Below are 25400 nucleotides of genomic sequence, written 5' to 3' on the forward strand. Positions count from 1 at the left end.
TCGCCCGCGTCGGCCAACACCGGCATGGTACCGTCGACCGACACAAGTCCCCAGCGTAGACTAAAATGGCAGCGAAGGCGTCGTGAAAGAACTCGCGGAATCTTATCCGTCTTTATGGCAGACTCCTCGGACCACGAAATATCGCACCCCGCGAGGCCCCAGCGTCGCCATTGGCCGCTCTGGCAGCGAATCCTCGCTCGCGTCCTCTTTTTTTACGCCGTCTGGTGCGCGGTCCTCTATTTCTATCAGGATCGGATGCTGTTCCCACGCGACCTGACCGGTCCGCCGCTCAAGCGGCTCTTTCACTCGCAGACGATCACACTCGAGCGCGACGTGGCAGGCGTGGGCAAGGTCGTCGCGTGGTACATCCGCCCGCCTGACGTCCCGCCGACAGCCAAAACGCCGCTGGCGGTCTTCTTTCATGGCAACGCCGAACTGATCGACGATCAGGACGCGATCATCGCGGGCTACCACAAGCACGGCGTCTCCGTCCTCCTCCCCGAATATCGTGGCTATGGCCGATCGGCGGGCACACCGAGTGAAGAGGGGATTGTCTCGGACGCGGTATATTTCTACGACAAAGCCATCAAGCGACCGGATATCGATCCTACGCGCGTCGTCATCCACGGCCGCTCTGTCGGTGGCGGCCCCGCGGCGCTTTTGGCCGAGCAGCGGCCGCCTCGCGCGTTGATCCTGGAATCGACCTTCACGAGCGCCGCTTCCTTCGCCCACAAGTACTTCGCTCCTGCCTTCCTCGCGAAGAGCCCCTTCTACGTGGACCGAGTTGTCGAAGCGCTCGACGTGCCGATCCTGATCTTTCACGGCTGTAACGACGTCATCGTCCCGGTCTGGCACGGCCGCGCGCTCCGCGATCTAGCCAAAAAGGGCACCTACATAGAGTTTTCCTGCGATCACAACGACTTTCCCGGCCTGGATAACGACGAAAAATATTGGGGCCAGATCGACCAATTCCTGCGTGAGACGGGCGTGACTACAATAGCGCCCGAGTGGAAGATGGCCCCGGAATCATCAAAGACATCGGAAGGTTCATCCGCGAACGCCGCATCGTCGGGTTTGCGATGGCGCTGGATACGGAAGGCACTCGCGACCACGGCCATACTCTATCTCGGCTATGCCTCAATCATGTATTTCTTTCAGGACGCGGTCCTGTTTCCGCCATTGCCGGCCTCGACTTCGGGAATTTTTCCGAAAAACATGGAGCGCCTGGACTTCGACGTTCCCGCCGGCGGACAGGTGGAGGCTTGGTTCGCACCCGCCCCGGATGCGACCGCTGATAAGCCCGCGCCCATGGTTGTTTTCTTTCACGGCCAGCTCGAATTGATCGACTACCACGCGGTCACCGTCGAACGGTTGGGCCTGATGGGCTGTTCCGTGCTCCTGCCGGAATATCGCGGTTCGGGCCGATCGACGGCGACGTTGGATGAGGCCGGTCTGCTCGAAGACGCCGTGAGGGGATACGACGCGATCGTCGCGCGTCCGGACGTCGATCGGTCGCGGATCGCGTTCATGGGCCGTTCGCTCGGAGGCGCGTCGGCGGTGGCGCTCGCAACGAAGCGGCTCCCCAAGGCGATGATCCTCGAGGCCGCGTTCGCGAATTTCCCTGACTTAGCGCCTCATTATTTCATCCCGTCGTTCATGGCGCGGTTCGCCTTCCCGACGGACAGGCGCCTGGCCGGCCTGGACGTGCCCGTGCTCATCGCCCACGGTACCGACGATTGGGCGGTGCCGATCTCGCACGCCCGTCGCCTGCGAGACGCGGCGCGCAAGCCGACGTACGTCGAATACCCCACGGGCCACGTCGGCTTCATTAACGACGAGGGCTATTGGCTGGACGTGGCAAAGTTCTTGAACTCCGTCGGCGTAATCGACAAACTGCCGACATGAGTCGAACGTCGGCACCGTTGCGAATCGCCGTCCTGATTTCCGGCACCGGTACGGGCCTCCAGAATCTCATTAATCGCATCGCCGACGGCCGGCTGCGGGGAGTCGAGATCGCCATCGTTATCTCCTCGCGTTCGACGGTCGAGGGCGTCGCGCGGGCGGAGGCGGCGGGGCTGCCCGTCGAGATCATCCGTTCAAAGGACTTCCCCGAAATCGAACGCTTCAGCGACCAGATCGCTCTGACGCTGGATATCTATGACGTCAATCTCGTCGTGCAGGCCGGTTGGCTGTGTTATTGGCGTTTACCATCGCGCTGGCTGGGCAAGGTCATCAACATCCACCCGGCCCTGCTGCCCAAGTTCGGCGGCAAGGGTTTTTACGGGCGTCACGTCCACGAGGCCGTGCTGGCGGCGGGCGAGACCGAGAGCGGCGCGACCGTGCACTGGGTCGACAATGAGTACGATCACGGCCAGATCATCTTGCAACGAAAATGCCCCGTCGTCCCCGGCGATACGCCCGACACGCTGGCCGTACGCGTCCAGGCTGTCGAGCGCGAGCTGTTGCCGGAGGCCATCGGGCGAATCCGCGACGGTCTGCGGATGAAAGGCTACGACTTCAGGGATCGGGTGTAGAAATCCAGCAACCTGCGCCGCGACTCCTCGGGCTGCTCGAACCACACCTGCATGTGATCCATGTCGTCGATCAGCCACAATTCCCTGGGCTGACCGGAGGCGTCGTAAAGGCGTTGTGCCATGGGCCACGGGGCGATGCGATCGCGGCGGCCATGCATGATCAGGATCGGCGTCGGCGCGAGCTGCCCGACCCGATCGATCGGATCGTGCCCCAGCGGGATCGTCCAGGGAAACCACCACGCCAGGAAGAGGAGGGCCGGGTTATGGCGAATGTGGTGCGAGACGATCTCCCGATAGCCGGTGAATGTTGAGTCGAGGGCGACGGCCCTCAACTGTCCCGGGCGCTCGGCGGCCATCGCGATGGAGATCGCGCCGCCGATCGATTGTCCGAACAGAACGATTCGCTCGGGATCCACTTCGGGTCGGGCGCGAAGAAAATCCAGAGCGGCCGCCGCATCTTTCAGACTTCCCTCGCGCGAAATTCGTCCCCCGCTTCGCCCATAACCCCGGTAGTCGAAGGTCAACACGCTGTACCCGGCGTCAGGGAGCCAATAGACGAAGTCAAGGTGCCCCGTGACATTGGCCGCGTTTCCATGAATGTGCAGCACGGTGCCTTTGGCTTTTCCACCACGGGACGGCAGGAACCAGCCGTGCAAGCGGACTCCGTCATCCGTCTCGAAATAGACGTCCTCAAATCGGAGTTCGTGATCGGCCGGTGAGCAGCGGACGCGCTGGTCGGGGTAGTAAAAGACGCGGTCGCATCCGAGCATGGGCAGAATCGTAGCCGCAGCGGCAATCGCCGTCCTGAAAAGCGAATTCACGCGAGTATTATCGCTTGGAAAACTGGAAGCGCTTGCGGGCGCCGGGCTGGCCGGGCTTCTTCCGCTCGACCTTGCGGCTGTCGCGAGTGAGGAACTTGCCATCCCGAAGTATCGGCTCCAGCGTCGGGTCGGCCGTCATCAACGCGCGGGAAACGCCCATGACGATCGCGCCGGACTGGCCGGTCTGACCTCCGCCGCGGACGTTGACGTAGACATCGTACTTGCCGACCGATTTGGTCGCCTGCAGCGGGGACATCACGTCCATGCGATGGCGAACGTCGAAGAAGAACTTGTCAATTTCGCGGTTATGAATCAGGAACTTCCCGCTGCCGGGGCAAATCCGCACACGGGCGACGGCGGTCTTGCGCCGGCCGGTACCCCAGAAATACGTCGCGCCCTTCTTTGGCGCGGCAGGGGTGGCGGGTGTCGTCGGTGCGGCGGGGGTCGTCGGTTGATCGGACACTCTTTCAGTACTCCGGCTTGATTAGATCTTGTTCAGGTCCAGCGGTTGGCAGTTCTGCGCCTGATGCGGATGCTCGCCGCCGCGATAGATTTTCAACTTCGTGAGCTGCCGCCGGCCCAGCGCGCTCTTCGGCAACATCCGGCGAACCGCCTTGCGGATGATCTCATCGGGGTGCTTCTTCTGAAAATCGACAAAGCTGGTGACCTTGCGGCCGCCGGGAAAATAGCTGTACGAATCGTAGATCATCTGCTCGGTCTTTCGGCCGGTCAGTTTGATCTTCTCCGCGTTCGTGACCACGACGAAGTCGCCGGTGTCCACATGCGGGGTATAGGTGGGCTTGTTCTTGCCCATGAGAACCGTCGCCAGCTTGGAAGCGAGCCGGCCAAGGATCTTTCCGTCGGCATCGATGCAATACCAATTGCGATCGACCTCGGCGGGTTTGGCTTGAAAGCACTTTTGAGTCACTGCGGCCATGTTGCCAACCAACTTCCTGGGGTGTCGATACCAAAAACGAGAACCCAACAATGTATGCTTTTTGCAAAGTTTGTCAACCGCAAGAGGCGGGACTTGCGATCAGAAAACCCAATGGGCCGGTCCTAACTGCCCATAAGTGGCTATGCGATAAGCGCTTATAGAACGGCCGCGCTGAATTCTTCATTCTTGGTCGTCGGACGCGGCACGACCGTCTTTACCGTCACTGGCCGCTTTTTTGCCGCGCTTTCCAACAGGGCTTCCGTCGCCGCCATCACCGTCCCAACGGGCCCGATGAGTCCCGCCCCGGTTCGTCCCGCCGTTGCCAGTCTGCGAAACTCCGCCGCCAAACCCTCGTAACCCAGTTCCACCGCGGGATCGGCGGACGCCAGCGTCGAACGATGCGCGGCGTCGACGCGCGATCCATTCGCGCAGAGCAGCCGGGCATCCCGATCTACTCGAAGAAAGGTCCCATCCGCGCCTCGGATTTCCAAATCGAGCCCGACGGCCTCGGCGGATCCGCTGGCATGATAGACGAGCGAAACCACCGCCGAGGACAGGGACGTCCCGACCGCCGCCAATACGCCGTCGCCATGAGCGACCGCACTGACCTGGGCCAGCGGCCCGAGAAGAAAGTGCACGAGATCGACGACTTCGAAGACCTGGTCGGCGGGGATGGGGCCGTCATCATCGGAACCCTGCCGCGGCGCACCGCGATAGGTGCAGTGGACGGTCATGCTGATCGGCACGCCGACTTTGCCCGAGTCGAGCAGGCGTTTGGCCAACAGAATGGCCGGGGCGAACCGAATCGCCGTCGCGGCGAGAATCGAACGGCCCGACAATTTGGCGAACAAGCTCAACCGATTACACGCCGACGCCCGACTCGGCGGCCCCGAGACCAGCACCGCCGCCCCCGCGGTAAGGCATTCTTTTATCATGCGCGGTCGAACGGATAGCGGCTGGGACAGTACCACGCCCGCGGGCTCCGACTCCTTGAGCAGCGTCGTGAGATCGGGAAACGTCCAGCGGGCGTGATAGCGGGCTGCGTCCCGCTCGGCCGTCTCGCCGCACAGCGCTTCGAGCGTGCCGGCCTTGGACAGGGACGAAAGCAGCCACGGCGATACGCCTTGCATCGGCCCGACAAAGGCAAATCGCGGTGCGGTCATGTACCCTTCCCATTCCTTCGCATCCCGCCCGCAACTTTCCGGGCGGTGGACGATCGGTATAATAGCCGCGCGGCCCCGTGCCGCCATGAGGATGTGAAATGTATTGTGCGACCACTCAGTTTTCTATTTTCCTCGTCAATAAGCCCGGCATTCTGTCGCAGGTCTGCGACGAGCTGGCGCGAAAAAAGATCAACGTCGTCGCGCTGACGCTGATGGACTCCGTGGAACACGGCGTTTTTCGCCTCGTGGCCGAGAACGTCGAAAAAACCCGCGCCGCACTCAAGGGGCTGAACCTCCCCACGACGGAAACCGAAGTGCTGACCGTCGAGATGCCCAATCGGCCGGGGGCGATGGCGGAACTCTGTTCGCGGTTGAACTCGAACCATATCAGCATCAAATACGCCTACGTGACCAGCGGCGCGGCGGGCGGTCGGACGCTCGGGATCTTCAAGGTGGACAACATTAAGAAGGCCCTGAAAGTCGCCGGACCTCGCCAGCCGGGGCGGCGCGACAAGTTTCTCGTCCGCAAGGCCCCGGCCGTTCGCAATCATTAATGCCATTTCCCTTGTGCGCGCAAAAAAGCGGCCCGCCTTCGAAATTTCCTTTTTCGAATCAGCAGACCGCCACGGAAAGCCGTTAGCCTCCGGTGCCCTGGCTCCCGAAGACCGTTGTCTCCAAAAATGCCGCTGAACGGCGGGCTCAACCGCCTTGCCATCCGAAGTTTTCGCCTTCGTCCGCTGACCCGGCGGTGTTTCCATCCGCCGAATCTCCCCTCTGGGGCTTGCCACTCGTTCAGAGTTCGGTGCGGCCGGCCGGTATCGCGCTTATGGGTTCCGCGATCCCACGTTGCCGTTTGCCTTTCGGCCCGGCTGGTGGTGTTCCCAACCGACCGTCGCCGGCGAAGGGTTTAGTTTCCGCCAACGCACCTCTCATCGAGTTTCGCTGCCCTCCAGGGTCTTACCCGGACGACGCTAGCCGACGCCTCTCGGCACCGGCTCCTTCCTTGGGCTCTTGTTCCCTTGGGCACATGCACCGCACGAGGTCCGGTTCACGCGGGCTTTGCCTGCCCGCCACCTTCCGTCCGCAGGGTTTGGCTACCCTCTCGACGGCTTGCGCCCTCGCGCGGCTTGCCGGCCTTGTTTCGTGCCGGCAGCACCTATGGGATTTACCCTTCGAAGCGTTCTCCTCGTCAAAGGTCGCGTCGGCATTACGGCCGTCGCCTGACCCGCTTGCCGTTACCGTCAAGGCTCCGCCTTCATGGACTTTTGGTCCACGGAGGCTGCGAGCCCTGAAGCTCGGCTACCGGGTGCTTCCTTCGGCGAGTCCCTCGCGACGCAGCCGGGTGTTTAGCCCGACGCACCGCCGGAGGCTCCCTTGGGTTTTGCCCCTTTCAGGGTCTTCACTAGCTTGTCTGGGCAGATCCTTCGACCCGCCTCCTCTCACGTACTTGTCCTTCGCCTCAGTTGCCCTTGGCGACGGCGCTTGCACCGCAGAGTCTCGATCGACAAGCGAGTTAGCCCGACCATTGCTGGCCGAACATCCCTCTTAGGGTTTTTACGCCTCAACGTCCCTGGCACGAGGCCGTCTGTCGCGAACCCGGGCTATGTGTTCACCTCGCGAGCCGCCGCACGTTACCGTGCGATCAAGCCCGCTCTTGGGGTCCGCCCCGGCTTACCGGAGCTGTCAGGGCCGCTGATTGGCGTCGATCAAGCGCCACCATTCAGTAGCAAAAGGAATGTACCTCGCGAATGAGTCGTCGCAACAAAAAACCGCGCGGCTAGTGGAACTCACAATGGCGCGCTAGTGACTTGCGCGCGGCGACGTCAATGTAACTGATGGTCGAATGGAAATTAGCCGGTGGCCCGCCGCGCCTACAATTTCTTAACGAATTCTTCCGATTTCCGGTATACACAAGGCTGCGAAGGCGCCGCCCACCAACAACTCGCCGGTTGTCCCCCGAAAATCACAGCATCTGACAGGTCCTGCACATTCGCGGGCTTGGCGGGTACATTGACCGCATGGCTAAGCTGACCTTTCCGAGGGTGCGCCGGCTATCGGGCGAGAAGCAATTCGCCAGCGTCTTCGCCCGACGGATCTCCGCCGCCAATCGTCTGATCGTGGTCTACGCCGCGCCGAACGGCTTGGGGTTTTCACGGTTGGGCCTCTCCGTAGGCAAGAAGCTCGGCACGGCCGTTAGGCGAAACCGGATCAAACGACTCCTTAGGGAGGCCTTTCGTCGGGAATTCTCGCAGCTCCCTCAAGGCTACGACTTGGTCTGCATACCCCGGGGTGGAATCGCCGGTGCCCCTTCGGATTATCGAGAAGCCCTCGTGGATGCGGCAATCCGGGCAGCAACCCGCTACCGATAATGGCTGCTTTTCCTTGGCATGCACGCGGTGAACTGGTCTCCATGGCGTATGCCGACAATTTTCGTCCGAGGTTTTTGGTTAAGGTCTCGGTGCGATGGTCCGAATGGAGGGGGGAATCGGACTTTGAAGGGAGAGATTAGCCAAAACCCACAACCCGCTTGAGGCGGCCGCAAGGTCGCCGAAAGCGGTCTTCCCACCAGGCCGGGGCCCCAAAAAGGCCTCGGCTTTTTTTTGATTTGCGAATGGCGAATGAGGTCGCGGACCCGACTACGTCTCGTCCGCTGTGGGGACGTAATCGAGATCACGGTGGCGCTTGGCGGTAAGCGATGCCATTGACGCGGCCGGTGCGCGGAGCGCGTCGCGAATCGCCGCGGCCATGCCCGCGGCGTCGATGCCGCATTCGGCGAGTTGACCGGCTCGCGATCCATGGGCGATGAATCGGTCAGCGGGGATGCCGAGGACGATGACGTTCGCGGCGCTCAGGCCGAGGTCCCGCGCCGTTTCTAAAACCGCCGAGCCGAATCCGCCGCTGACGGAATGATCTTCCACGCTGACAACCGGTCGGCCGCGTTCGAGCGCGTCGGCGACCATTTGACGGTCCACGGGCTTGGCGAAGCGGGCGTTGACTACTCGGACCTCGATTCCATCGGCGTACAACAACTCCGCCGCATCCAATGCCGCGCGACAAATCGCACCGTACGCCAGGATCGTCGCGTCGCCGCCTTCGCGGAGCGTGATCGAGCGGCCCAGTTCAAAAGGCGGAGGAGTATTGTCTGGGTAGAGGGGTTCGGGAATCGTGTCGCGCGGATATCGAATCACGGAAGGCACTTTGAGGTCGAGAGCGAGTCGCAGCGCACTGCCGATTTCCGCCCCGTCGCCCGGGGCCATGACCACGATGTTCTGAAAGCCTCGCAGATAGGCGATGTCGAGGAAGCCGTGATGCACCGGCCCATCCCCGCCGACGAGACCCGCGCGATCCAGGCAAAAGATTACGGGCAACCCCTGTAGCACGACCTCCTGAAAGACCTGGTCAAAGGCCCGCTGCAAAAAAGTGGAATAGATCGCCACCACCGGCCGCAATCCGGCCTTGCACATTCCTGCGGCGATATCGACCGTTGCGCTCTCGGCGATCCCGCCGTCGAGGAAGCGTTCGGGGAGGACCTCCTGATACTTGTTGAGCCCGGTGCCGTCCGGCATCGCGGCGGTCATGGCATAAATCCGCTTGTCCTGACGGGCCAGATCGATGAGCGCATCGGCAAACGCCGCCGTGTAGCTGACGCCGCCTTTCTGAATCTCCACGCGGCAGCCCTCGACCTTGAACGGCTTGGGACTGTGGAACTTCGTCGGCTCGGCGCACGCCCACTCCGCGCCTTTGCCCTTTTGGGTGTGGACGTGTACCAGCACCGGATGGTGGACGTTCTTCAGCACGCTGAACAGCTCGATCAAGTGCTCGACGTCGTGGCCGTCCATTGGGCCGACGTAGACAAAGCCGAGTTGCTCAAAGATCTGATGCGGCGAGACGGTCGCTTTGAGCCCTTCCTTGAGATGGTCCAGAGCGTCGAAGGCCGCCTTGCCGATGACCGGCACGCTCGGAAGGTATTTCTTGACCTTACGCTTCAATTCTTCATAGACCGGGCTGACGCGGAACTTGGCGAGATACTCGGCCATGCCCCCTTGCGTCGGGGCGATGCCCATCGAGTTGTCGTTGAGGACGACGAGCAATTGACGGCGAAGCGTCCCGGCCTGATTGAGCCCCTCAAACGCGACGCCGTTGAAGATGCTGGCATCGCCGACCACCGCGACAACGCGGCGATCTTCGCCCAGCGCCGACGCGCCTCGCGCCAATCCGACCGCCGTGGGAATGGCCGTACCTGCGTGGCCGACGTTGAAGAGGTCGTACGGGCTCTCGTCGATGTTGGGAAACCCGCTGATGCCGCCGGCCTTGCGCAGCGTGTCGAACCGCTCGTTGCGGCCGGTCAGCAGCTTGTGCGGATAGGCCTGATGCCCGACGTCCCAAAGCAATCGATCGTGGGCAAAGTCGAAGGCGTAGTGCAGGGCGATCGCCAACTCGACGACGCCGAGATTGCTGGCCAGATGCCCGCCGTTTTTGCCGACCACGGCGATGATCCGTTCTCGGATCTCCTGGGCAAGCTGGAGAAGTTGTTCGCGGGACATCCCGCGCAACTGGGCGGGTGATTCTAAAGTGGGCAGGATGCTCTTCATGGTGGTTCGAATCCGCTCGCTCCAAAGGTTAACGTTCACGCTCCACGACGTAGCCGGCCAGCGCGATCAGCCGCGCCGCGTGATCGCCAAACGGCGCCAGGGCTTCCGCCGCACTTTGACTGTGCGACATCGCGATTCGCCGCGCCTCCTCCATACCTACGGCTCGGACGTACGTTTGTTTGCAGGCTCTTTCGTCCTTCCGGACTGGCTTACCTATGTTTTCAAAGCTCCCGGTCACATCCAGCAGATCATCCGCAGCCTGAAAGGCCATGCCGAGTTCGTGACCATAGTTGCTTAGGGCCGATATTTGCGACCGGTCGGCCCCCGCAGACAGGGCTCCCAGCCGGCATGCCGCCTGAAAAAGGCGGGCCGTCTTGGCCGCATGAATGCGGGCGACGGCGTCAACACCCGGGGGGTGCGATTCGCTCTCCAGATCGTCAATTTCACCGCCGATCAGGCCGCGGCTGCCCGTCGCCTCCGCCAATTCGCGAATCATCGCGACAGTCGTCCGCGCGTCTTTTGCATCCCGGGAGAGTATCTCGAAAGCAAGCGTCAAGATGGCGTCGCCGGCCAAGATCGCGGCGGCCTCGCCAAATTGCTTGTGGTTCGACGGTCGCCCCCGACGAAAGTCGTCATTATCAATCGCCGGCAGGTCGTCGTGGATCAGGCTGAAGGTGTGGACGCATTCGACGGCGAGGGCCGCGGGCATCGCCGCGTCGCTTTCGCCGCCGCACAGTTCGCAGGACCAAAGCACCAGGGCCGGGCGAAGTCGCTTGCCCCCCGAGTCCAGACTATAGCGCATCGCTTCGACCAGGCGGGGCGGCGCGCCCGTGGATTCACTCAAGCAGGCACGAATCGCGGCGTCGATCGAGGCGGAGGTATCGCGGAGGTGCGTCTGGAATTCGTCGGCAACAGCGACCGGCATGAGGAATGACTCGAACGCGCTCCAGGCTCGGCCCGCCGCTCCGGCGAAAACCGCTTCGAACCCGGAATTGGCTTGTTATTGTAGCACAAAGCGGCCCCATGTGCGCGGCCGCCCGGAGCTGTCCGAACTTTCAAAAAAACCGGCGCGCCGGAAAACGGGCTGTTATTCGCTTAGCCCGGCGGCGGTCCCGCAACGGCGCCCCCGTCGCCCGTCGCCTGAAGGTGCTGGATCTTCATCTCCGCATCGGACAGGACAGTGCGGCAGTGCTTGATCAGGGCCATGCCTTCCTCGAATTGCTTGAGAGAATCCTCCAGACCGATCTTACCCTGCTCGATCGCCTCGACGATGGCCTCCAGCCGCAGCATCGATTGTTCAAACGTCGGCGGACCACTGGACACAGACATCAATCTCCCACGGAATTAGACCTTCGAATCCGAAAGGAAACTGTAGCCTTGTAGCCGGAATTGCTCAAGCGTCGGACCCAGGATTTCTCGAATCGCTAGTTGTGTGGCCTCTGCGCGCTTGGCGTGGGGTTTTTTCGATAGCAGCGTCTTGTGCAGTGAAACGACTCGCCAGCGTCTTGGGCGATCACCTTCGTAGGCCATCAGGAAGGGCCGTTGCGGATGGCTTCTCATGCGCCGAAGGACTCGTTCTATCAATACATATACCTCACGAATCGTCGCGTTCCCTTCTTTCGTTTCGACGCAGATCGACAGAAAGGGGGGCTCAGGAAGTAACGGGAGGACGTTGTTGGCTATGAAATCCCCCCAATGCCGCCTGCGTGAGTAGACGAACACGATTCGCCCTCGAATATTCTGCATCGCACGTTGTTCAGCGACCCAACGCTGCGGACCCGTGAGCACGTACCAGGTAATGCCCAAGAGAATAACTAAAACGAAGATCGGTGTGAGCAGGACGACAGGGACAATCGCTGCTGCATTCTTCAACCATCTCGCCAATGGCGATTGTTGCTCTCTACCGCTTCTCATTCGACGTACATTATTCCGTTCGACTTCTAACCTCGCCATCAGAAGTTCGAGTGCTCAGCAAATCGTCCTTTCGTGCGTCGCCGGCGCTGCGAATCACTAATCCGTCTGCAACGCGCCGCGTGATCGTAAACCCGCGCTTTAGCACGGCCTCGTGGCTGTTGGCCCGCAACCGATCCTCCATGACCGCGAGGGTTCGCAGCCGCGATTCTATGGCGCGCGACATGCTCCCTCCCAACCGCCCCGAGAGTTGATCGACGTGCAAGGCCGACTTCTCGATCCTCCGTCGCGGCGAGGCGTCGACCAGTTCCAGCATTCGGCGGTTAATTCGACGCTCCACGCCGCGGGCGTATTGCGCGAACGCCCGCCGCAATCGCTCCTGAGCGGTCGCGAGCACTTCCCTGCGTTTTGTAATGACCGCCTCCGGCCGGACGCGCAGGAGCCGCACCTCCAGTTCATGGAGCGCCTTGGTGCCGGTCGCCATTCGTCGGGAAGCAGCCAATCGCAACCGCCCCTGCGCCTCATCCACGCGCTGCTGCGTGAGCCGTACCTGGGAAACCGGGTCGCAGAACCACTGATAGCGCCGAACCAGGCTCAGCCGGTTCCTGGCGGCATCAAGTCGGCCGAGCGACGCCCGGACCAGCCGATTCCGGCGCACGTCAAGTTCCATCAGGACGTCCCCCAGTTGCGGCACGACTAACTCGGCCGCCGCAGTCGGTGTGGCGGCGCGGACGTCGGCCACCAGGTCGGCAATCGTGATATCCACCTCGTGGCCGACGGCGGAGACGACGGGAATCGCGCTGGCATGGATGGCCCGCGCAACGACCTCCTCGTTAAACGCCCACAGGTCTTCGATGGACCCGCCCCCGCGACCCACGATCATCACGTCGATTCCCCCTAGTCGGAGGCTTGCCGCATTGATCCGCCGAATGGCGTCGGCAATCTCCGTTGCCGCGCCGTCCCCCTGTACCCTGACGGGATAAACAAAGATCTCCACGCACGGAAACCGCCGTTCCAGCGTCTGGAGAATGTCGTGTATCGCCGCGCCCGTCGGGCTGGTCACGACCGCGATTCGAGCGGGATATCGGGGCAGTTTGCGTTTGCGCTGTGGATCAAACAGCCCCTCCTTCTGCAACCGCTCGCGAAGCTGCCGAAACGCCAGTTCCAGCGCCCCGACGCCGCGCGGCTCCAGCTTACGCACGAGTAGCTGGTACTGCCCGCGCGGCTCGTAAACATCGATCGTGCCGGTCGCGATCACTGCGAGGCCGTCGAGCGGCTGAAACTTGAGCGAAGCGGCCGCCGACTGCCACATGACGCCGCGCACCTCGGACGCATCGTCCTTGAGCGTGAAATAAAGGTGGCCGCCGCTGGGCCGCGAGAGGTTGGAAAGCTCTCCGACGACGTGCAGCGTGCCGGGCAGGTCCCTGCGAATCGCCGCGCGAACCATACGATTTAGCGCGGTCACGGTGATCATGCCCGCGTCAGCGCCGCTCTCGGCGGCAAAGAGCGTCGGTTCGGGCGTGCGTACTTTTTGGGGGTCAAACGGTTTCCGACTGTCGGGCCTTTGCCGTGCCATCACAGCGGCTCCTTCCAGAACCCGAATTCGGTGCTCTTGTCCGGATCGCTGCACAGTCGCTGACCCTCCTGCACGAATCCGTTTTTCAAATAGAGGGCGTGTGCCTCTTTAAGCACGACATCGCTCCATGCAATCATCCGGCGGCTACCTTTGTCGCGGGCGTACGCCATCGTCGTATCGAGCAGGCGACGGCCCAGGCCGCGGCCACGAACCTCTGGAAGCAGATAGAGCCGATGCAGTTCGCTCTCCGGCAAATGCACGGTTACGCCGGCGCACCCTACCACGCGCTCGCCGTCGAGGGCGACCCAGAACATCCCACCGCTGCCGATGTAGTAGTCCTCAATTGTGTACAAGTCGCGATGATAGCCATGAGCCTCCCACTGCCATCCGTATTCGCGATAGACCGTCTGAACGGTGTCAATCACTCCGGCATGGTGAATTGGCTGATAGGCGACAACGGTGCACATGACATCACGAGTACCGGGAGTTTGGGCACGAAGCAAGCCGCGGCATTTAATCGTTGTCGTCCATTGCCTGCGTAATCCCATCCACGCGAACCCGCTCAATGTGCGACGCCCGGCCGGTGTCCGAATCCACCGTCGCCAGGATCCCGCACATCCGCGGGTCCTCCGTCGCCACGTCGAACGGCGCCGGCATGCCCGTCGTCAGGTAGCGAATAATCCGATCGGTGCGGCGGCCGAGCACCCCTTCATATGGCCCGGTCATACCCAGATCCGTGATGTAGGCCGTGCCGCGATCGAGGATTCGCTCGTCGGCCGTGGGGATATGCGTGTGCGTACCGAACACGACGCTGACGCGCCCGTTCAGGTACCAGCCCATCGCCACTTTTTCGCTCGTCGCCTCGGCGTGCATGTCCACGACGATGATCTTCACGTCGCGGGGGATGCGCTCCAGCACGCGGTCGATCGCCGCGAAGGGGCAGTCGCACGGCGGCTTCATGAACAACCGGCCCATCAGGGAAACGACGGCGACGCGAACGCCCTTGGCCGTCTCATAAACGGCGAACTCTTTGCCGACGGAATCCGGCGGATAATTCGCCGGCCGGACCATTCGATCGGACTTCTCAAAGGTCGGGAAGATCTCGTTCTTGCGATAAATGTGGTCGCCGAGCGTCATGAGATGGACGCCGTAGCGGAGGAACTTCTCGTAGAGGACGTTGGTCAGGCCCGAGCCGGCGGCGGCGTTCTCGACGTTGGCGATGACGCAATCGACGCCGCGCTCCTTGGTCAGCTTGGGGATGGCCTGGGAGAGGACGGCGCGGCCCGGCCGTCCGACGACGTCGCCGATGCAGAGCAGGTTGATATCCAAGGACGTCCGCTTTCTAGCCGCCGGGGGCGGAATGCCGGGCAGTATAGGAATAGGAAACTCCCGCCGCAATCCTCGGACGCGAATTAGCCGCGCAAAAAAAAGGGGAGGCCGTGGTGCGGCCTCCCCGATTCGATTGCGATGCAATGGCTTTAGTAGCGGTCTCGACCGCCGCCGCCACGGCCGCCGCGACCACCGCCGCCGCCGCCGTAACCGCCGCCGCCGCCACCGCCGCGGTTTTCCTTGGGCCGCGCCTCATTGACGGTCATGGCCCGGCCTTCCTGCTGCTGGCCGTTGAGAGCGGTGATGGCCGCCTGGGCCTCGCTGTCCGAGGCCATCTCGACGAAGCCAAATCCCTTACTGCGGCCGGTCTCACGATCCGTGATGACCTGCGCGCTTTGCACCGTGCCGTGGGCGCCGAAGAGCTGCTCGAGGTCCGAGCTGCTGACGCTGAACGGCAAATTTCCAACATACAACCTGTTGCCCATTACGAACTCCTTCAAGTCTCGGGCGATTCGACCCGCTGTTTTGCTTTCAGGGTCGACAGTGAAAGGGTCCGACCATCCGGACCAGATGGCAGGAGACGAATCAGGCAGACAGGAGCGGAACTTCTAACAGAAATGACCGTACCCTTGCTAGCTCGATCGTAACACCAACCGGAAGTCAGTATAGGATAGAACTTGTCATTCGTCCACCGGAGTTTTCTCGGTTTAAAGCGTAGGGGATTCGACTAAGGGTTTGTACCAATAAGAGCGACTGTCTGGCGCTTGCAATAGAGACAGGGTTGGCATTTGATGGGTGGGTTATGACTTATCCTCTTCGGTCAATCGTGTTACTGATGCTCGGCCTGTTGTCCGGCGGTTGGGGATCGCCGCCTTACGCCCTGGTGGCGGAGAACCTGCCGGACGATCGCTGGACGGATGCGGAGGAGCAAGTCCTCACCAATATTCGGCAGTTGACCGAGGAGGACATGGGGCTGACCAAGTCGGGGGAGGCGTACTTCTCGCCCGACATGAAGCGGATCATCTTTCAGGCCTTCCCGAAGGGTGAAGACGCCTACCAGATGTTCACGCTGGAATTGGCCTCGGACGGCAAGGCGGTGCCGGAATCCTTGAAACAGGTCAGCCCGAGCGGCGGGGCTTGTACGTGCGGGTTCTTTCGACCGGATGGCAAGGGGATCATCTTTGGTTCCAGCTATCTGCACCCCGACATGCCCAACCCGAATTCTTACCATCGCAAAGGCAGCAGCTATACGTGGGACATGCCCGGCGGGATGGACATTATCGCGGCGGAGTTCGACGGCTCGAATCCGCGGCAATTGACCACGACGAAGGGCTACGACGCCGAATGCGCATTCAGCCCGGACGGCAAGTCGATCGTGTTCTCCAGCGACCGCGCGGGGAATCCGGACCTGTACGTCATGAAGGCCGATGGGTCGGGCGTGCGCCGCTTGACGGACAAGGCGGGCTACGACGGCGGGCCGTTTTTTTCTCCGGACGGCAAGCGGATCATCTTCCGGGCGGACCGCAAGGAGGACGATCACCTGCAAATCTTCGTGATCAACGCAGACGGCGGCGGCGAGCAGCAGATCACGCAGCACGCGAGCGTGGTCAACTGGGCGCCGTACTGGCTGCCCGAGGGCAAGTCCGTCGTCTTCACGACGAGCCTTCACGGCCACCACAATTACGAGGTCTACCTGCTGAACATCGAGACCGGCAAGCAGCAGCGGGTGACGTTTCGGCCGCGGTTCGACGGCCTGCCGGTCATCAGCCCGGATGGCAAAAAGATGATGTGGACGAGCCAGCGGGGCGGGGGCAACAGCCAGATCTTCATCGCGGATTTCAAGACGCCGCCGGGATTCTAACGTAGGGCGGGCTCAGCCCGCCGCTGACGCCGAACGGCGTGCAGAGCACGCCCTACTATGTTGCCGCAACGCCACACTCCCGCATAGCTGCCATCGCGGCATATTAGGACCACCACGCCTATCCGCTTGTCGCGGGGCGGTTTAGCAATTCAGCAATCGGACCTCGCCGCGAGGCACGGGGAATGCTGCTCTCTCCCACACGGCATCAGCCGGGAGAGCGAGGGGAATATGAGCAGCATCGCCGCGACAGGGGGCGTTTCTTTACCACAGACTTCCGCGGCGCCGGCTGCTTCGGCCGCCGGCGGCCAGGGGAACGGGGCGAACCCGGCCACGGGCCAGGTTGCGACGGGCAGCGCCTCGGGCCAGATCGCCGGCAGCGCGACCGCCACCAGCGCGGCGGCCGTCAGCGCGCAGTCCATCTCCGGCAGCAGCTACTCGCTCGACATCTCGCAGTCGCAGGGCGCGTTCCTGTCCTCGTCGGTCTCGCAGGGACTCTCCGAGGCGGACCAGCGGGTGATGATGCTGATCATGGCCCTGATCCAGATCCTGTTCGGCGGCGAGGACGATTCGAAGAACCGCGACGCGGCCTTCGGTCTAATTGGGGCGCTGCTGCAGGGCGGGTCGCAGCAGAGCGAGCAGTTCACCTATTTCGAGTACAGCGACTTTCATTACTCCGAGTCCTACTCGGAATTCCAGTCCACCTCCGTCCAGGCGGCCTCCTACGAGCAACTCTCCTCCGCCTCCGCGAACGCCGCGCCGGCCAGCGGTGGGAATCTGAATGTGACGGGCTAAACCGCAGATGGGGCAGATCGGCGCAGATATTTTTTTGACCGAGAAAGGCCGAAAAAAAGTGAAAACGCGGCCCGGTGGGGGTCCGTTTTTTTTGTTGGTGGAACAAGATGGAACAGGGCGGAACGGGAAGACGATCCCCACAGAGGCACCGAGGGCACAGAGATTTTTTTGGCGCGCAAACGAGCGCAATCGAGCGCAATGGCGAGTCCTGAGCGTTGAGGATGGAGCGCCGCACGTCGCGGGAAAAAAACAAAGTCGTTGAATTAACCTGACAAAGTTGAATTTTGCATACATGGGCGCGGAATCTCCGGGAACACCAGCCGTAGGCCATCGGCCATAAGCCGTAAGCTGAACGAAGTCGGCGGCTTCGCCGCTTTCTTTGTCCTCTGCCATGTATCCTCATAGACCTATTCTTGCTCACTGTGCCCTCTAAACTGAGCAGGAGAGCAGGGGAACAGGTGAGCAGGGGAGGGCCCGGGGGCTAGGGATCAGGGGCTAGGGGCTTGAGGGGGGCGGGAGGGAAGGGCCAAGGCGGCGGAAGTTCGGCCTTGCAAAGGTGTGAATACAAGCGATAGCTGTTCGCCGTGCAAGAAAACCAACGTGACACTTTTTCCGGCCTTCACGGTTTCCGCCTCTTTTCCGCCTGCAGGTGAATAGCGCTCCCCTTTCGCGTGTGGCCCATGTGTCAGCAGCCGCCGTATTGCAGGCAATCAACGATGTACTGGATGTCTTCGCCGTCGGTGATCTCGTTGTAGTTCAGGTCGATCCGGTGTGCGCCGCCCGGCGGGCTGGTTTCGTTGCCCAACAGCGCCTCCACGATGCAATCCAAGTCGCTATCGACCGTGAATTGTCCGTCGTTGTTGCAGTCCCCGGCCAGCCAGTACGTGTGCACGGAGATGGGTTCGCAAAACACCGTCTCGACGCCGTCGCGGTTGCGGGCCTTGACCACGAACTCGTAGTCGGTGTCCGGAGAGAGGCCCGTCGCCGTCGCCGTCGTCCCCTGCACCCAGAGATTCAGGCCCGTGTCACCGCCAGGGGTGAGCGAATCGAAGTAGAGGCCCGATTGGTCCACGGTGAGATTGTTAAATGTGCCCAGGGCGATCAGTTGTACGGAGTCCATCTGCAGCACGCCGGTCACCAGGCCCTGGGGCGTTTCGATGGGCGTTGACACGCTCACCTCCGTCGAAAACGCCGTTTGATTAAGTGTCGGCGCACTGTCCTGGGCGGCCACGCGGTATGAATAGGATTCGTTCGGGACTAAACCGGTGTCGGCGTAGCCCAGGCCAATTTGCCAGGAGCTGCTCGTTCCTCCCGGCGCTGCGCTCGTACATTCGAACCGGTATCGGATCGGCGGGGTGGCGTCGGTCGCCGTGGTAGCGGTCATCGTTATGGACGTTATTCCCATTAGCGCGGGAGGCGATGCGAAGGTCATCGGATTGGGCTGGGGCGGATCACATTCGTCGGGGCTAAAAGGACAATTGTCGCAGGCATCACCGAGGCTGTCGCCGTCCGAATTCTGTTGGCCGGGGTTGGCAACGAAGTCGCAGTTGTCGCAGTCGTTTTCTACGCCATCACCATCAGTATCCGTCTCGCAGGCATTGCCCGTGCCATCGTGGTTGCAATCTTCCTGGCCAGGGTTGGCCACGAATGGGCAGTTGTCGCAGTCGTCCACCACGCTGTCGTTGTCGGTGTCAGTTTCGCAGGCATCGCCGTTGCCATCGCTGTCGCAATCTTCCTGGCCGGGGTTGGCCACATTAATGCAGTTGTCGCAACCGTCGAGGTCTCCGTCAGAGTCGGCGTCCGCCTCGCAAGCATCGGGCGTGCCGTCGGCATCGCAGTCGGCGAAGCTGAAGACATAGGCCGCGTCGACGTCGCCGAGGAAAGCCTCCTGCGTTCCGACTACCACCGTATCGCCGGAGAGCGCAACCGAGGCGCCGAAGTTGTCTCCCCATTCCGCATCCGAAAGGATCAATTTTTCCTGCTCGGTCCACACGCCGCCGGCGCGGGTGAAGGTGTAGGCTGAACCGGCGTAGGGCTCACCCGGAAGACTATCATGGACCGCACCGATCACCGCCGAGTCCCCGGAGAGCGCGACCGAGTAACCGAACAAATCATCCAGGGCCGCGTCCGAGGCGGTCAGCTTTTGCTGCTGGGTCCACACGCCTCCCGTGCGGGTGAAGACGTAAGCCGAGCCGACCTCGGTCGCGCCCGCGTGGTCATCACCGATCGCGCCGACCACCGCCGTGTCGCCGTAGAGGGTTACGGAGCCTCCGAAGTTATCTCCCGCCGCCGCGTCCGAAGCGGTCAGCTTTTGCTGTTGGGTCCAGACACCGGCGGAGCGGACAAAGACATAGGCCGAGCCGGCGTCGGTCCTGCCCAAATGGTCATCGAAGTACGCCGCTACCACCGCCGTGTCGCCGGCGATCGCAACCGACCAGCCAAACCGGTCGTCCTGGGCCGCGTCCGAGGCGGTCAGCTTTTGCTGCTCGGTCCAATCGCCATTGACACGTATGAAGACATAGGCTGAGCCGGCGGTTGTCCCGCCCGCGTGGTCATCAGAGTACGCCCCGACCACTGCCGTATCGCCGGAGACCGCGACTGAAACGCCGAACCAGTCCTCCTCGGCTGCGTCCGAAGCGGTCAGCTTGGCTTGTTGGGACCAAACGCCTCCCGTGCGGATGAAGACGTAGGCCGAGCCGGCGTCGTTCTCACCCCCGTGGTCGTCACCGTAGGCCCCGATCACTGCCGTGTCGCCGGAGACAGCGACCGACCGACCGAAGAAGTCATTCAATGCGGCATCCGAGGCGGTCAGCTCTTGCTGCTGGGTCCACATTCCACCGGTACGGACGAAGACGGTGTCCCCGACCAGCGCTGTGTCGCCGGAGACCGCGACCGGGCCCCCGGCGGTCAGTTTGGCAAGCTGTGTGTTGAATTCACAATGATCGGGCAGATTGTTGGAATTGCAGTCGGACTCACAGGCATCGCCCTGGCCGTCGGCATCGCAGTCTTCCTGGCCGGGGTTAACGACGGTCGGGCAGTTGTCGCAGTTGTCCAGCACGCCATCAAGGTCGCTATCGCCGACCCCCTGGCAGGCATCGCCGATCCCATCGCTGTTGCAATCCTCCTGGCCGGGGTTCGCGACGAGGTCGCAGTTGTCGCAGTCGTCTTCTATACCGTCACCATCACTATGCGTCTCGCAGGCATCGCCCGTTTCATCGCTGTTGCAATCTTCCTGGCCGGGGTTGAAAACGGTCGGACAGTTGTCGCAGGGATCCACGAAGCCGTCACTGTCGGTGTCAGGGTAAGGTTCCGGGTCGCAGGCATCACCCGTGCCATCGCCGTCGCAATCCACCTGGCCGGGATTGAAGACGGTCGGACAGTTATCGCAGGTATCGCCGTGGCCGTCGCTGTCGGTGTCGAGTCCCACGCAGACGAAGACGTAGGCCGCGCCTGATTGAGAGCCACTGTTGTTAGCTTGGTTGCCGTTTACTCCGACTGCATTGCTGTCCTCGAGAAGCGCACCGACCACCACGTTGTCGCCGCTCACCGCTACCGAATAGCCAAACTGGTCACCAGGCTCGGTGTTCGACGCCTTGAGATAAGCCTTCTGATTCCAAATTGTGTCGTTGCGGACGAAAACGTATGCTGCACCGGAAACTTGAGCGTCGTTATTGTTCTGGTTGCCATCCACGCCCGTGGCGATACTGTCCTCAAACATCGCCCCGACTACCACTGTGTCGCCCGACGCACCCACCGCCCGGCCAAAATTGTCGCTCGCACCGGTGTTTGACGCCTTGAGGTAGGCCTGCTGCGCCCACGTCGTGCCGTTACGGAAAAAGACGTATGCCGCGCCGGAAGCCGAGGCACTGTTGTCGGCCTGGTTTCCATTCACTCCCGTGGCGATGCTGGACTCGTTTGCCGCGCCGACAACCACCGTCTGCGCCGACACGGCGACGGAGCCGCCGAAGCCATCATTTGCTTCAGTGTTTGAGGCCTTCAGGTAGGCTTGCTGGCTCCAGGTCGTGCCGCTGCGGACGAAAACGTAGGCCGCGCCGGAACCGAAAGCACTATTGTCGCCTTGGTTGCCATCTACGCCCGTGGCGTTGCTATCTTCGAGGAGCGCCCCGACCGCTATGGTATCGTCCGACAGGCCCACCGAGGATCCAAACTGATCTTGCACCTCGGTGTTTGATGCCTTGAGGTAGGCCTGCTGGGTCCATGTCGCCCCGTTGCGAACGAAGACGTAGGCCGCGCCGGAACCATTCGCACTATTGTCGGCTTGATTGCCATCCACGCCCGCAGCGCTGCTGTCCTCAAGAGGCGCCCCGACCACAATGGTGTCGCCCGACACGGCCACCGAGGAACCAAATCGATCACTGGCCCCGGTGTTGGACGCCTTGAGGTAAGCCTGCTGTGTCCATGTCGCTCCGTTACGAACGAAGACGTAGGCCGCGCCTGAGCCTGTGGCGCCGTTGTCGGCTTGGTTGCCATCCACGCCCACCGCACTGCTATCCTCGCCTGACGCTCCGATCACTAAGGTGTCACCTGACAGAGCCAGCGAGGAACCAAAGTTGTCGGATGCACCCGTGTTCGATGCCTTGAGGTAGGCCTGCTGGCTCCACGTCGAACCGTTGCGGATGAAGACGTACGCCGCGCCCGCATCGCCGGCATTGTTGTTGGTTTGGTTGCCATTCACGCCCGTGGCGTCGCTATCCTCACTTATCGTTCCGATCACGACCGTATCGCCCGATATTGCCACGGCAACACCAAAGTTATCGTTCGTATTGGTGTTCGACGCCTTGAGATAGGCCTGCTGGGCGACTGGGTCGATGACGAGCGGGTAGCGCGCCCCCTTGTCGTCGACTGTCAGCCGTAAACTGTCGCCTGCTTGTTCGAACCAGGCCGAGACGTGCGCGGAGTCGGCATCCAGCGCCGTCAGTCCGCCGTAGTTCACCACGGCCTCGCCGCTCGCGCTGAAAAAGGTCACGCTCCGGCCGTCACGGTCCACACGCGGGTGCAGATTGCCGCGTACTGCCAGTGTGAACCGCAATAAGTCCGCGCCGCCATCCGGCCTTTGATGCACCGTGTAACCATGTTCCAGGCCGCGAGCGTCGTTGACGTACCACTCGGTCAGCTCATCATCCCATTCGTAACGGACGTGTTGGCCATCGGCTTGAATGCGGGCCGGCTCTTTCATTGAGCGTTCGGCGCCTTCGCGGCCCATGCAGGATAGCTCCAGTCCCCACGACCAGCCTCCCGCGTCGGGCGTGGACACGAAGCCGCGACCATCGAAGCGAGTTTGCCATTGCTGGCCGGGGTTGTGGGCGTGGTAGTCGCCCTCGACCGCGAAGGCTGCATGAAGATTCGCGTCGTAGGCCGCGCGGATGGAGGACCAATCCGAGGCCGAGAGACCGTCGGGGACGCCGTCAGTGTCGGTGTTGGGGCCGGCGAGAGTGGAAGTGGTCAGGAACAATGCACAGTGGATTGCAATTGCGATTCGAGGAATGATGCGCGTCGACACGGCAAATGCCTCCGGCTCCAACCGAGGGGCATCTGTTCCCGGGCCCCAAAGGGCGCATTGTATCAATAGAAAGGGCCCGGATTCAAGGCCGAGCGCAGTATTAGGCAGGTCTCGAAGACTCGACACTACCCTACCTCGGCTCGGCGGGAGCCTCGCCCTCCCTTGCGCGGCAGGTCTCTTCCGGCGCGCCGGGATCGACGCTGTCCTACACAATTCGTCACCCACGAGGGGGGACGCTACGGTTTGATCCGCTGCATCGGGAATTCCTTCGACCGGGAGTTGTCCTTGTTTTCCAGGCGGACCAGGAGCTTATTCTCGCTGGCGAGGCGGTAGATGATCTTGGAGGGGAAGTCGTTGTAGGGGTCGTCGAAGACGGCTTCCTTGTCGTCCGCCTTGGTCAGCTTGAAGTTGACGACGCGTTTGTCGCGGACGGACAGGCCCTTGCCGAAGTGGCGGATGGACATGAGGGGCTGCGGGGCGCGGTCCTCGATGAGGATGATCTCGTAGATCGTGCGCTCGGGGTCGTCGCCGATGCGGGACATGCCGACCATGACGCCGTTGCGGGCTTCGGTCCAGTGCTCCTCGAGCGGCTCCTTGGGATCGGCGCAGCGCCAGGCGCCGGTCATCCAACGGAGTTTCTCGAACTTGACCGGTCCGCCAGGGCCGCTCTTCGACTTGGCGGGTTCCTCGGGTGGCCAGGCGAGCGCGGCGGCGGCGATGAGCGCGAGGGCCAGCGCGGCGAGGAGGGACGTACCGAGGGAAAACTTCATCCGGGGACGATACATGTTCTTGCTCCTTTGAGAGTATTGGCTCGCTTTCGTCGGGTCTTACCAGCGGCTATCCTACCGACCTTTGCGGCGAGGTCACAACTCTATTCGTTAATGGGAATCCATGGTCGCAGATTCAATGGGGAACATCCCCGGGCTTATGTGGGTGGCCCCCTTTGCGGCGCTGCTCTTGTGCATCGCGATCCTGCCGCTCATCCCGCGGACGGAGGGGTGGTGGCATCACAATAAGAACAAGCTGATCGTGGCGTTGGGTTTGGGGGCCGTCACGCTGGCGTACTATTACTTTCGAGGATACGGGTTCGGCGAGGGGGACCATACCGCGCCGGCGGGATGGCCAACCGTCGGCGAGGTCCTGCACCACGGCGTCCTGCGAGAATACGTCCCGTTCATGTCGCTGCTGTTTTCGCTGTACGTGATCTCGGGCGGGATCGGAGTTCGAGGAGACATTCCGGCGCATCCGTTGACGAATGTGGCGTTTCTGGCGACCGGCAGCGTGCTGGCGAGCCTGATCGGAACGACCGGGGCGTCGATGCTGCTGATCCGGCCGCTCCTGGCGACGAATTCGGAACGGCATCGTGTGACCCATACGGTCGTTTTTTTCATATTCCTCGTGAGCAACGTCGGCGGGACGCTTCTGCCGATCGGCGATCCGCCGCTGTTCATCGGTTACCTGCGCGGCGTGCCGTTTCTCTGGACGCTCGTGCTTTGGAAAGAGTGGGCGTTCGTGACGGCGGCGCTCCTGGTCATCTACTACTTCTGGGATCGCTCGGCCTATCGGCATGAAAAACGCCGCGATATTCAGCGCGATGAGCGGATGGTGAAAAAGCTCGCGATCGTCGGCAAGATCAACTTCCTGTGGCTGGCCGGGGTGCTCCTGGCCACGGCTCTGCTTGATCCGAAGAAACCGATGGCCGGCACAAACTGGACGCCCTATCCGTTTCTTCGAGAGTTTGTGCAACTGGGGCTGGTCATGCTGTCTCTGTTGATGACGCCGCGAATCGTACGCAAGGAGAACAACTTCAATTACACGGCGATCGTCGAAGTGGCGGTCCTGTTCATCGGCATCTTTCTGTGTATGCAGGTTCCGATCGAGATTCTTAACGCGCGGGGGGCGAGCCTGGGGCTGGACAGCCCGGCGAAGTTCTTCTGGGCGACGGGGACGCTGTCGAGCTTTCTGGACAACGCGCCGACGTATGTCGTGTTCTTTGAAACGGCCAACGCGATGACGCATGCGCCGGGACCGGGGATTCTTCAACTTTTGAGCGGGCACTACATCCGTCAGGATTTGCTGGTGGGGATTTCGCTGGGGGCGGTGTTCATGGGGGCGATGACGTACATTGGGAACGGTCCCAATTTCATGGTGCGTTCGATCGCGGAGCACGCGGGGGTGAAGATGCCGAGCTTTTTCGGGTACATGGTTTACAGCGGGTTTATCCTGCTGCCGCTGTTTGCGGTCGTGACGCGGATTTTCTTGTGGGGATAGGGGGGGTGGAATTTGCGGGCGGGACAGCCACTCCACGGGGGAATCTTCCCAATAACGAGAAGTCAGTGTCCATGTTGGTATAATCGGGGGGT

The 25400-nt window shown here is 62.1% G+C and carries 21 protein-coding genes; 7 read left to right on the plus strand and 14 right to left on the minus strand.

Going from position 1 to position 25400, the window contains the following annotated elements; genetic code table 11:
* The first annotated feature begins 114 nt into the window (after positions 1-114).
* Both VJZ71_05025 and purN read left to right on the plus strand, forming a co-directional pair.
* Positions 115-1905 carry an alpha/beta fold hydrolase gene (locus VJZ71_05025; protein HKQ47409.1) on the plus strand — a complete coding sequence of 597 codons (1791 nt, stop codon included), beginning with the start codon at positions 115-117 and terminating at the stop codon, positions 1903-1905.
* A complete protein-coding gene (purN, locus tag VJZ71_05030) occupies positions 1902-2534 on the plus strand; it encodes a phosphoribosylglycinamide formyltransferase (protein HKQ47410.1) in 633 nt (210 codons plus the stop codon). Before VJZ71_05025 ends, purN begins: the two co-directional genes overlap by 4 nt.
* Here the strand turns inward: purN and VJZ71_05035 are convergent.
* From VJZ71_05035 to VJZ71_05050, 4 genes are all read right to left on the minus strand, one after another.
* A complete protein-coding gene (locus tag VJZ71_05035) occupies positions 2510-3304 on the minus strand; it encodes an alpha/beta hydrolase (protein HKQ47411.1) in 795 nt (264 codons plus the stop codon). The genes purN and VJZ71_05035 overlap by 25 nt on opposite strands.
* Before the next feature lie 58 nt (positions 3305-3362).
* Positions 3363-3818, minus strand: coding sequence for a 30S ribosomal protein S9 (gene rpsI / locus VJZ71_05040; GenBank protein HKQ47412.1), 456 nt, complete (start codon positions 3816-3818; stop codon positions 3363-3365).
* Between the two features lie 21 nt (positions 3819-3839).
* The gene (gene rplM, locus VJZ71_05045; protein ID HKQ47413.1) at positions 3840-4292 is read right to left on the minus strand and encodes a 50S ribosomal protein L13; all 453 of its coding nucleotides are present in this window, start codon (positions 4290-4292) and stop codon (positions 3840-3842) included.
* Positions 4293-4447: 155 nt separating this feature from the next.
* Complete coding sequence (locus VJZ71_05050) at positions 4448-5455, minus strand: hypothetical protein (protein ID HKQ47414.1); 1008 nt, start codon at positions 5453-5455, stop codon at positions 4448-4450.
* A 98-nt stretch (positions 5456-5553) separates the two neighbouring features.
* Between VJZ71_05050 and VJZ71_05055 the strand changes: the two genes are divergently transcribed.
* Positions 5554-6009: an ACT domain-containing protein gene (locus VJZ71_05055; GenBank protein ID HKQ47415.1), complete on the plus strand. Its 456-nt coding sequence runs from the start codon at positions 5554-5556 to the stop codon at positions 6007-6009.
* Positions 6010-7473: 1464 nt separating this feature from the next.
* Positions 7474-7824: a ribonuclease P protein component gene (rnpA, locus tag VJZ71_05060; protein ID HKQ47416.1), complete on the plus strand. Its 351-nt coding sequence runs from the start codon at positions 7474-7476 to the stop codon at positions 7822-7824.
* Positions 7825-8091: 267 nt separating this feature from the next.
* Here the strand turns inward: rnpA and dxs are convergent, their stop codons facing one another.
* The 8 genes from dxs to VJZ71_05100 all read right to left on the minus strand — a co-directional run bounded on the left by dxs (position 8092) and on the right by VJZ71_05100 (position 15348).
* Entirely contained in the window at positions 8092-10047 is a 1956-nt protein-coding gene (dxs, locus tag VJZ71_05065) for a 1-deoxy-D-xylulose-5-phosphate synthase (protein HKQ47417.1), read from the minus strand.
* A gap of 28 nt (positions 10048-10075) precedes the next feature.
* Positions 10076-10972, minus strand: coding sequence for a farnesyl diphosphate synthase (locus tag VJZ71_05070; GenBank protein ID HKQ47418.1), 897 nt, complete (start codon positions 10970-10972; stop codon positions 10076-10078).
* A 170-nt stretch (positions 10973-11142) separates the two neighbouring features.
* Positions 11143-11376: an exodeoxyribonuclease VII small subunit gene (gene xseB / locus VJZ71_05075; GenBank protein HKQ47419.1), complete on the minus strand. Its 234-nt coding sequence runs from the start codon at positions 11374-11376 to the stop codon at positions 11143-11145.
* A gap of 15 nt (positions 11377-11391) precedes the next feature.
* Positions 11392-11919, minus strand: a complete 528-nt coding sequence (locus tag VJZ71_05080) for a hypothetical protein (GenBank protein ID HKQ47420.1) — start codon at positions 11917-11919, stop codon at positions 11392-11394.
* Between the two features lie 52 nt (positions 11920-11971).
* Positions 11972-13432, minus strand: a complete 1461-nt coding sequence (gene xseA, locus VJZ71_05085; GenBank protein HKQ47421.1) for an exodeoxyribonuclease VII large subunit — start codon at positions 13430-13432, stop codon at positions 11972-11974.
* Between the two features lie 101 nt (positions 13433-13533).
* On the minus strand, positions 13534-14001 hold the full coding sequence (locus tag VJZ71_05090) for a GNAT family N-acetyltransferase (GenBank protein ID HKQ47422.1): 468 nt from the start codon (positions 13999-14001) through the stop codon (positions 13534-13536).
* 46 nt (positions 14002-14047) lie between these two features.
* Complete coding sequence (locus VJZ71_05095; protein ID HKQ47423.1) at positions 14048-14863, minus strand: TIGR00282 family metallophosphoesterase; 816 nt, start codon at positions 14861-14863, stop codon at positions 14048-14050.
* Positions 14864-15012: 149 nt separating this feature from the next.
* Complete coding sequence (locus tag VJZ71_05100; GenBank protein ID HKQ47424.1) at positions 15013-15348, minus strand: RNA-binding protein; 336 nt, start codon at positions 15346-15348, stop codon at positions 15013-15015.
* 317 nt (positions 15349-15665) lie between these two features.
* Here VJZ71_05100 and VJZ71_05105 point away from each other — a divergent pair, with 317 nt between their 5' ends.
* Together VJZ71_05105 and VJZ71_05110 are read left to right on the plus strand one after the other, a co-directional pair.
* A complete protein-coding gene (locus VJZ71_05105) occupies positions 15666-16724 on the plus strand; it encodes a hypothetical protein (GenBank protein ID HKQ47425.1) in 1059 nt (352 codons plus the stop codon).
* Positions 16725-16952: 228 nt separating this feature from the next.
* Positions 16953-17516, plus strand: coding sequence for a hypothetical protein (locus VJZ71_05110; protein ID HKQ47426.1), 564 nt, complete (start codon positions 16953-16955; stop codon positions 17514-17516).
* Positions 17517-18201: 685 nt separating this feature from the next.
* Here VJZ71_05110 and VJZ71_05115 read toward each other — a convergent pair.
* Together VJZ71_05115 and VJZ71_05120 are read right to left on the minus strand one after the other, a co-directional pair.
* Complete coding sequence (locus tag VJZ71_05115; GenBank protein HKQ47427.1) at positions 18202-23037, minus strand: thrombospondin type 3 repeat-containing protein; 4836 nt, start codon at positions 23035-23037, stop codon at positions 18202-18204.
* A 236-nt stretch (positions 23038-23273) separates the two neighbouring features.
* On the minus strand, positions 23274-23822 hold the full coding sequence (locus VJZ71_05120; protein HKQ47428.1) for a DUF6265 family protein: 549 nt from the start codon (positions 23820-23822) through the stop codon (positions 23274-23276).
* A gap of 106 nt (positions 23823-23928) precedes the next feature.
* Here VJZ71_05120 and VJZ71_05125 point away from each other — a divergent pair, with 106 nt between their 5' ends.
* Positions 23929-25308 carry a sodium:proton antiporter gene (locus tag VJZ71_05125; protein HKQ47429.1) on the plus strand — a complete coding sequence of 460 codons (1380 nt, stop codon included), beginning with the start codon at positions 23929-23931 and terminating at the stop codon, positions 25306-25308.
* Positions 25309-25400 lie beyond the last annotated feature (92 nt).

It is taken from the genome of Phycisphaerae bacterium, from assembly GCA_035275405.1.
In the GTDB taxonomy this organism is placed as follows: Bacteria; Planctomycetota; Phycisphaerae; order UBA1845; family UTPLA1; genus DATEMU01.

Bases quoted from the DNA above. Each gene is read 5' to 3' on its own strand.
- VJZ71_05025 (HKQ47409.1), top strand. From the start codon at position 115: ATGGCAGACTCCTCGGACCACGAAATATCGCACCCCGCGAGGCCCCAG.
- purN (HKQ47410.1), top strand. From the start codon at position 1,902: ATGAGTCGAACGTCGGCACCGTTGCGAATCGCCGTCCTGATTTCCGGC.
- VJZ71_05035 (HKQ47411.1), bottom strand. From the start codon at position 3,304: ATGCTCGGATGCGACCGCGTCTTTTACTACCCCGACCAGCGCGTCCGC.
- rplM (HKQ47413.1), bottom strand. From the start codon at position 4,292: ATGGCCGCAGTGACTCAAAAGTGCTTTCAAGCCAAACCCGCCGAGGTC.
- VJZ71_05050 (HKQ47414.1), bottom strand. From the start codon at position 5,455: ATGACCGCACCGCGATTTGCCTTTGTCGGGCCGATGCAAGGCGTATCG.
- VJZ71_05055 (HKQ47415.1), top strand. From the start codon at position 5,554: ATGTATTGTGCGACCACTCAGTTTTCTATTTTCCTCGTCAATAAGCCC.
- rnpA (HKQ47416.1), top strand. From the start codon at position 7,474: ATGGCTAAGCTGACCTTTCCGAGGGTGCGCCGGCTATCGGGCGAGAAG.
- dxs (HKQ47417.1), bottom strand. From the start codon at position 10,047: ATGAAGAGCATCCTGCCCACTTTAGAATCACCCGCCCAGTTGCGCGGG.
- VJZ71_05070 (HKQ47418.1), bottom strand. From the start codon at position 10,972: ATGCCGGTCGCTGTTGCCGACGAATTCCAGACGCACCTCCGCGATACC.
- xseB (HKQ47419.1), bottom strand. From the start codon at position 11,376: ATGTCTGTGTCCAGTGGTCCGCCGACGTTTGAACAATCGATGCTGCGG.
- xseA (HKQ47421.1), bottom strand. From the start codon at position 13,432: ATGATCACCGTGACCGCGCTAAATCGTATGGTTCGCGCGGCGATTCGC.
- VJZ71_05090 (HKQ47422.1), bottom strand. From the start codon at position 14,001: ATGTGCACCGTTGTCGCCTATCAGCCAATTCACCATGCCGGAGTGATT.
- VJZ71_05100 (HKQ47424.1), bottom strand. From the start codon at position 15,348: ATGGGCAACAGGTTGTATGTTGGAAATTTGCCGTTCAGCGTCAGCAGC.
- VJZ71_05105 (HKQ47425.1), top strand. From the start codon at position 15,666: ATGACTTATCCTCTTCGGTCAATCGTGTTACTGATGCTCGGCCTGTTG.
- VJZ71_05110 (HKQ47426.1), top strand. From the start codon at position 16,953: ATGAGCAGCATCGCCGCGACAGGGGGCGTTTCTTTACCACAGACTTCC.
- VJZ71_05120 (HKQ47428.1), bottom strand. From the start codon at position 23,822: ATGTATCGTCCCCGGATGAAGTTTTCCCTCGGTACGTCCCTCCTCGCC.
- VJZ71_05125 (HKQ47429.1), top strand. From the start codon at position 23,929: ATGGTCGCAGATTCAATGGGGAACATCCCCGGGCTTATGTGGGTGGCC.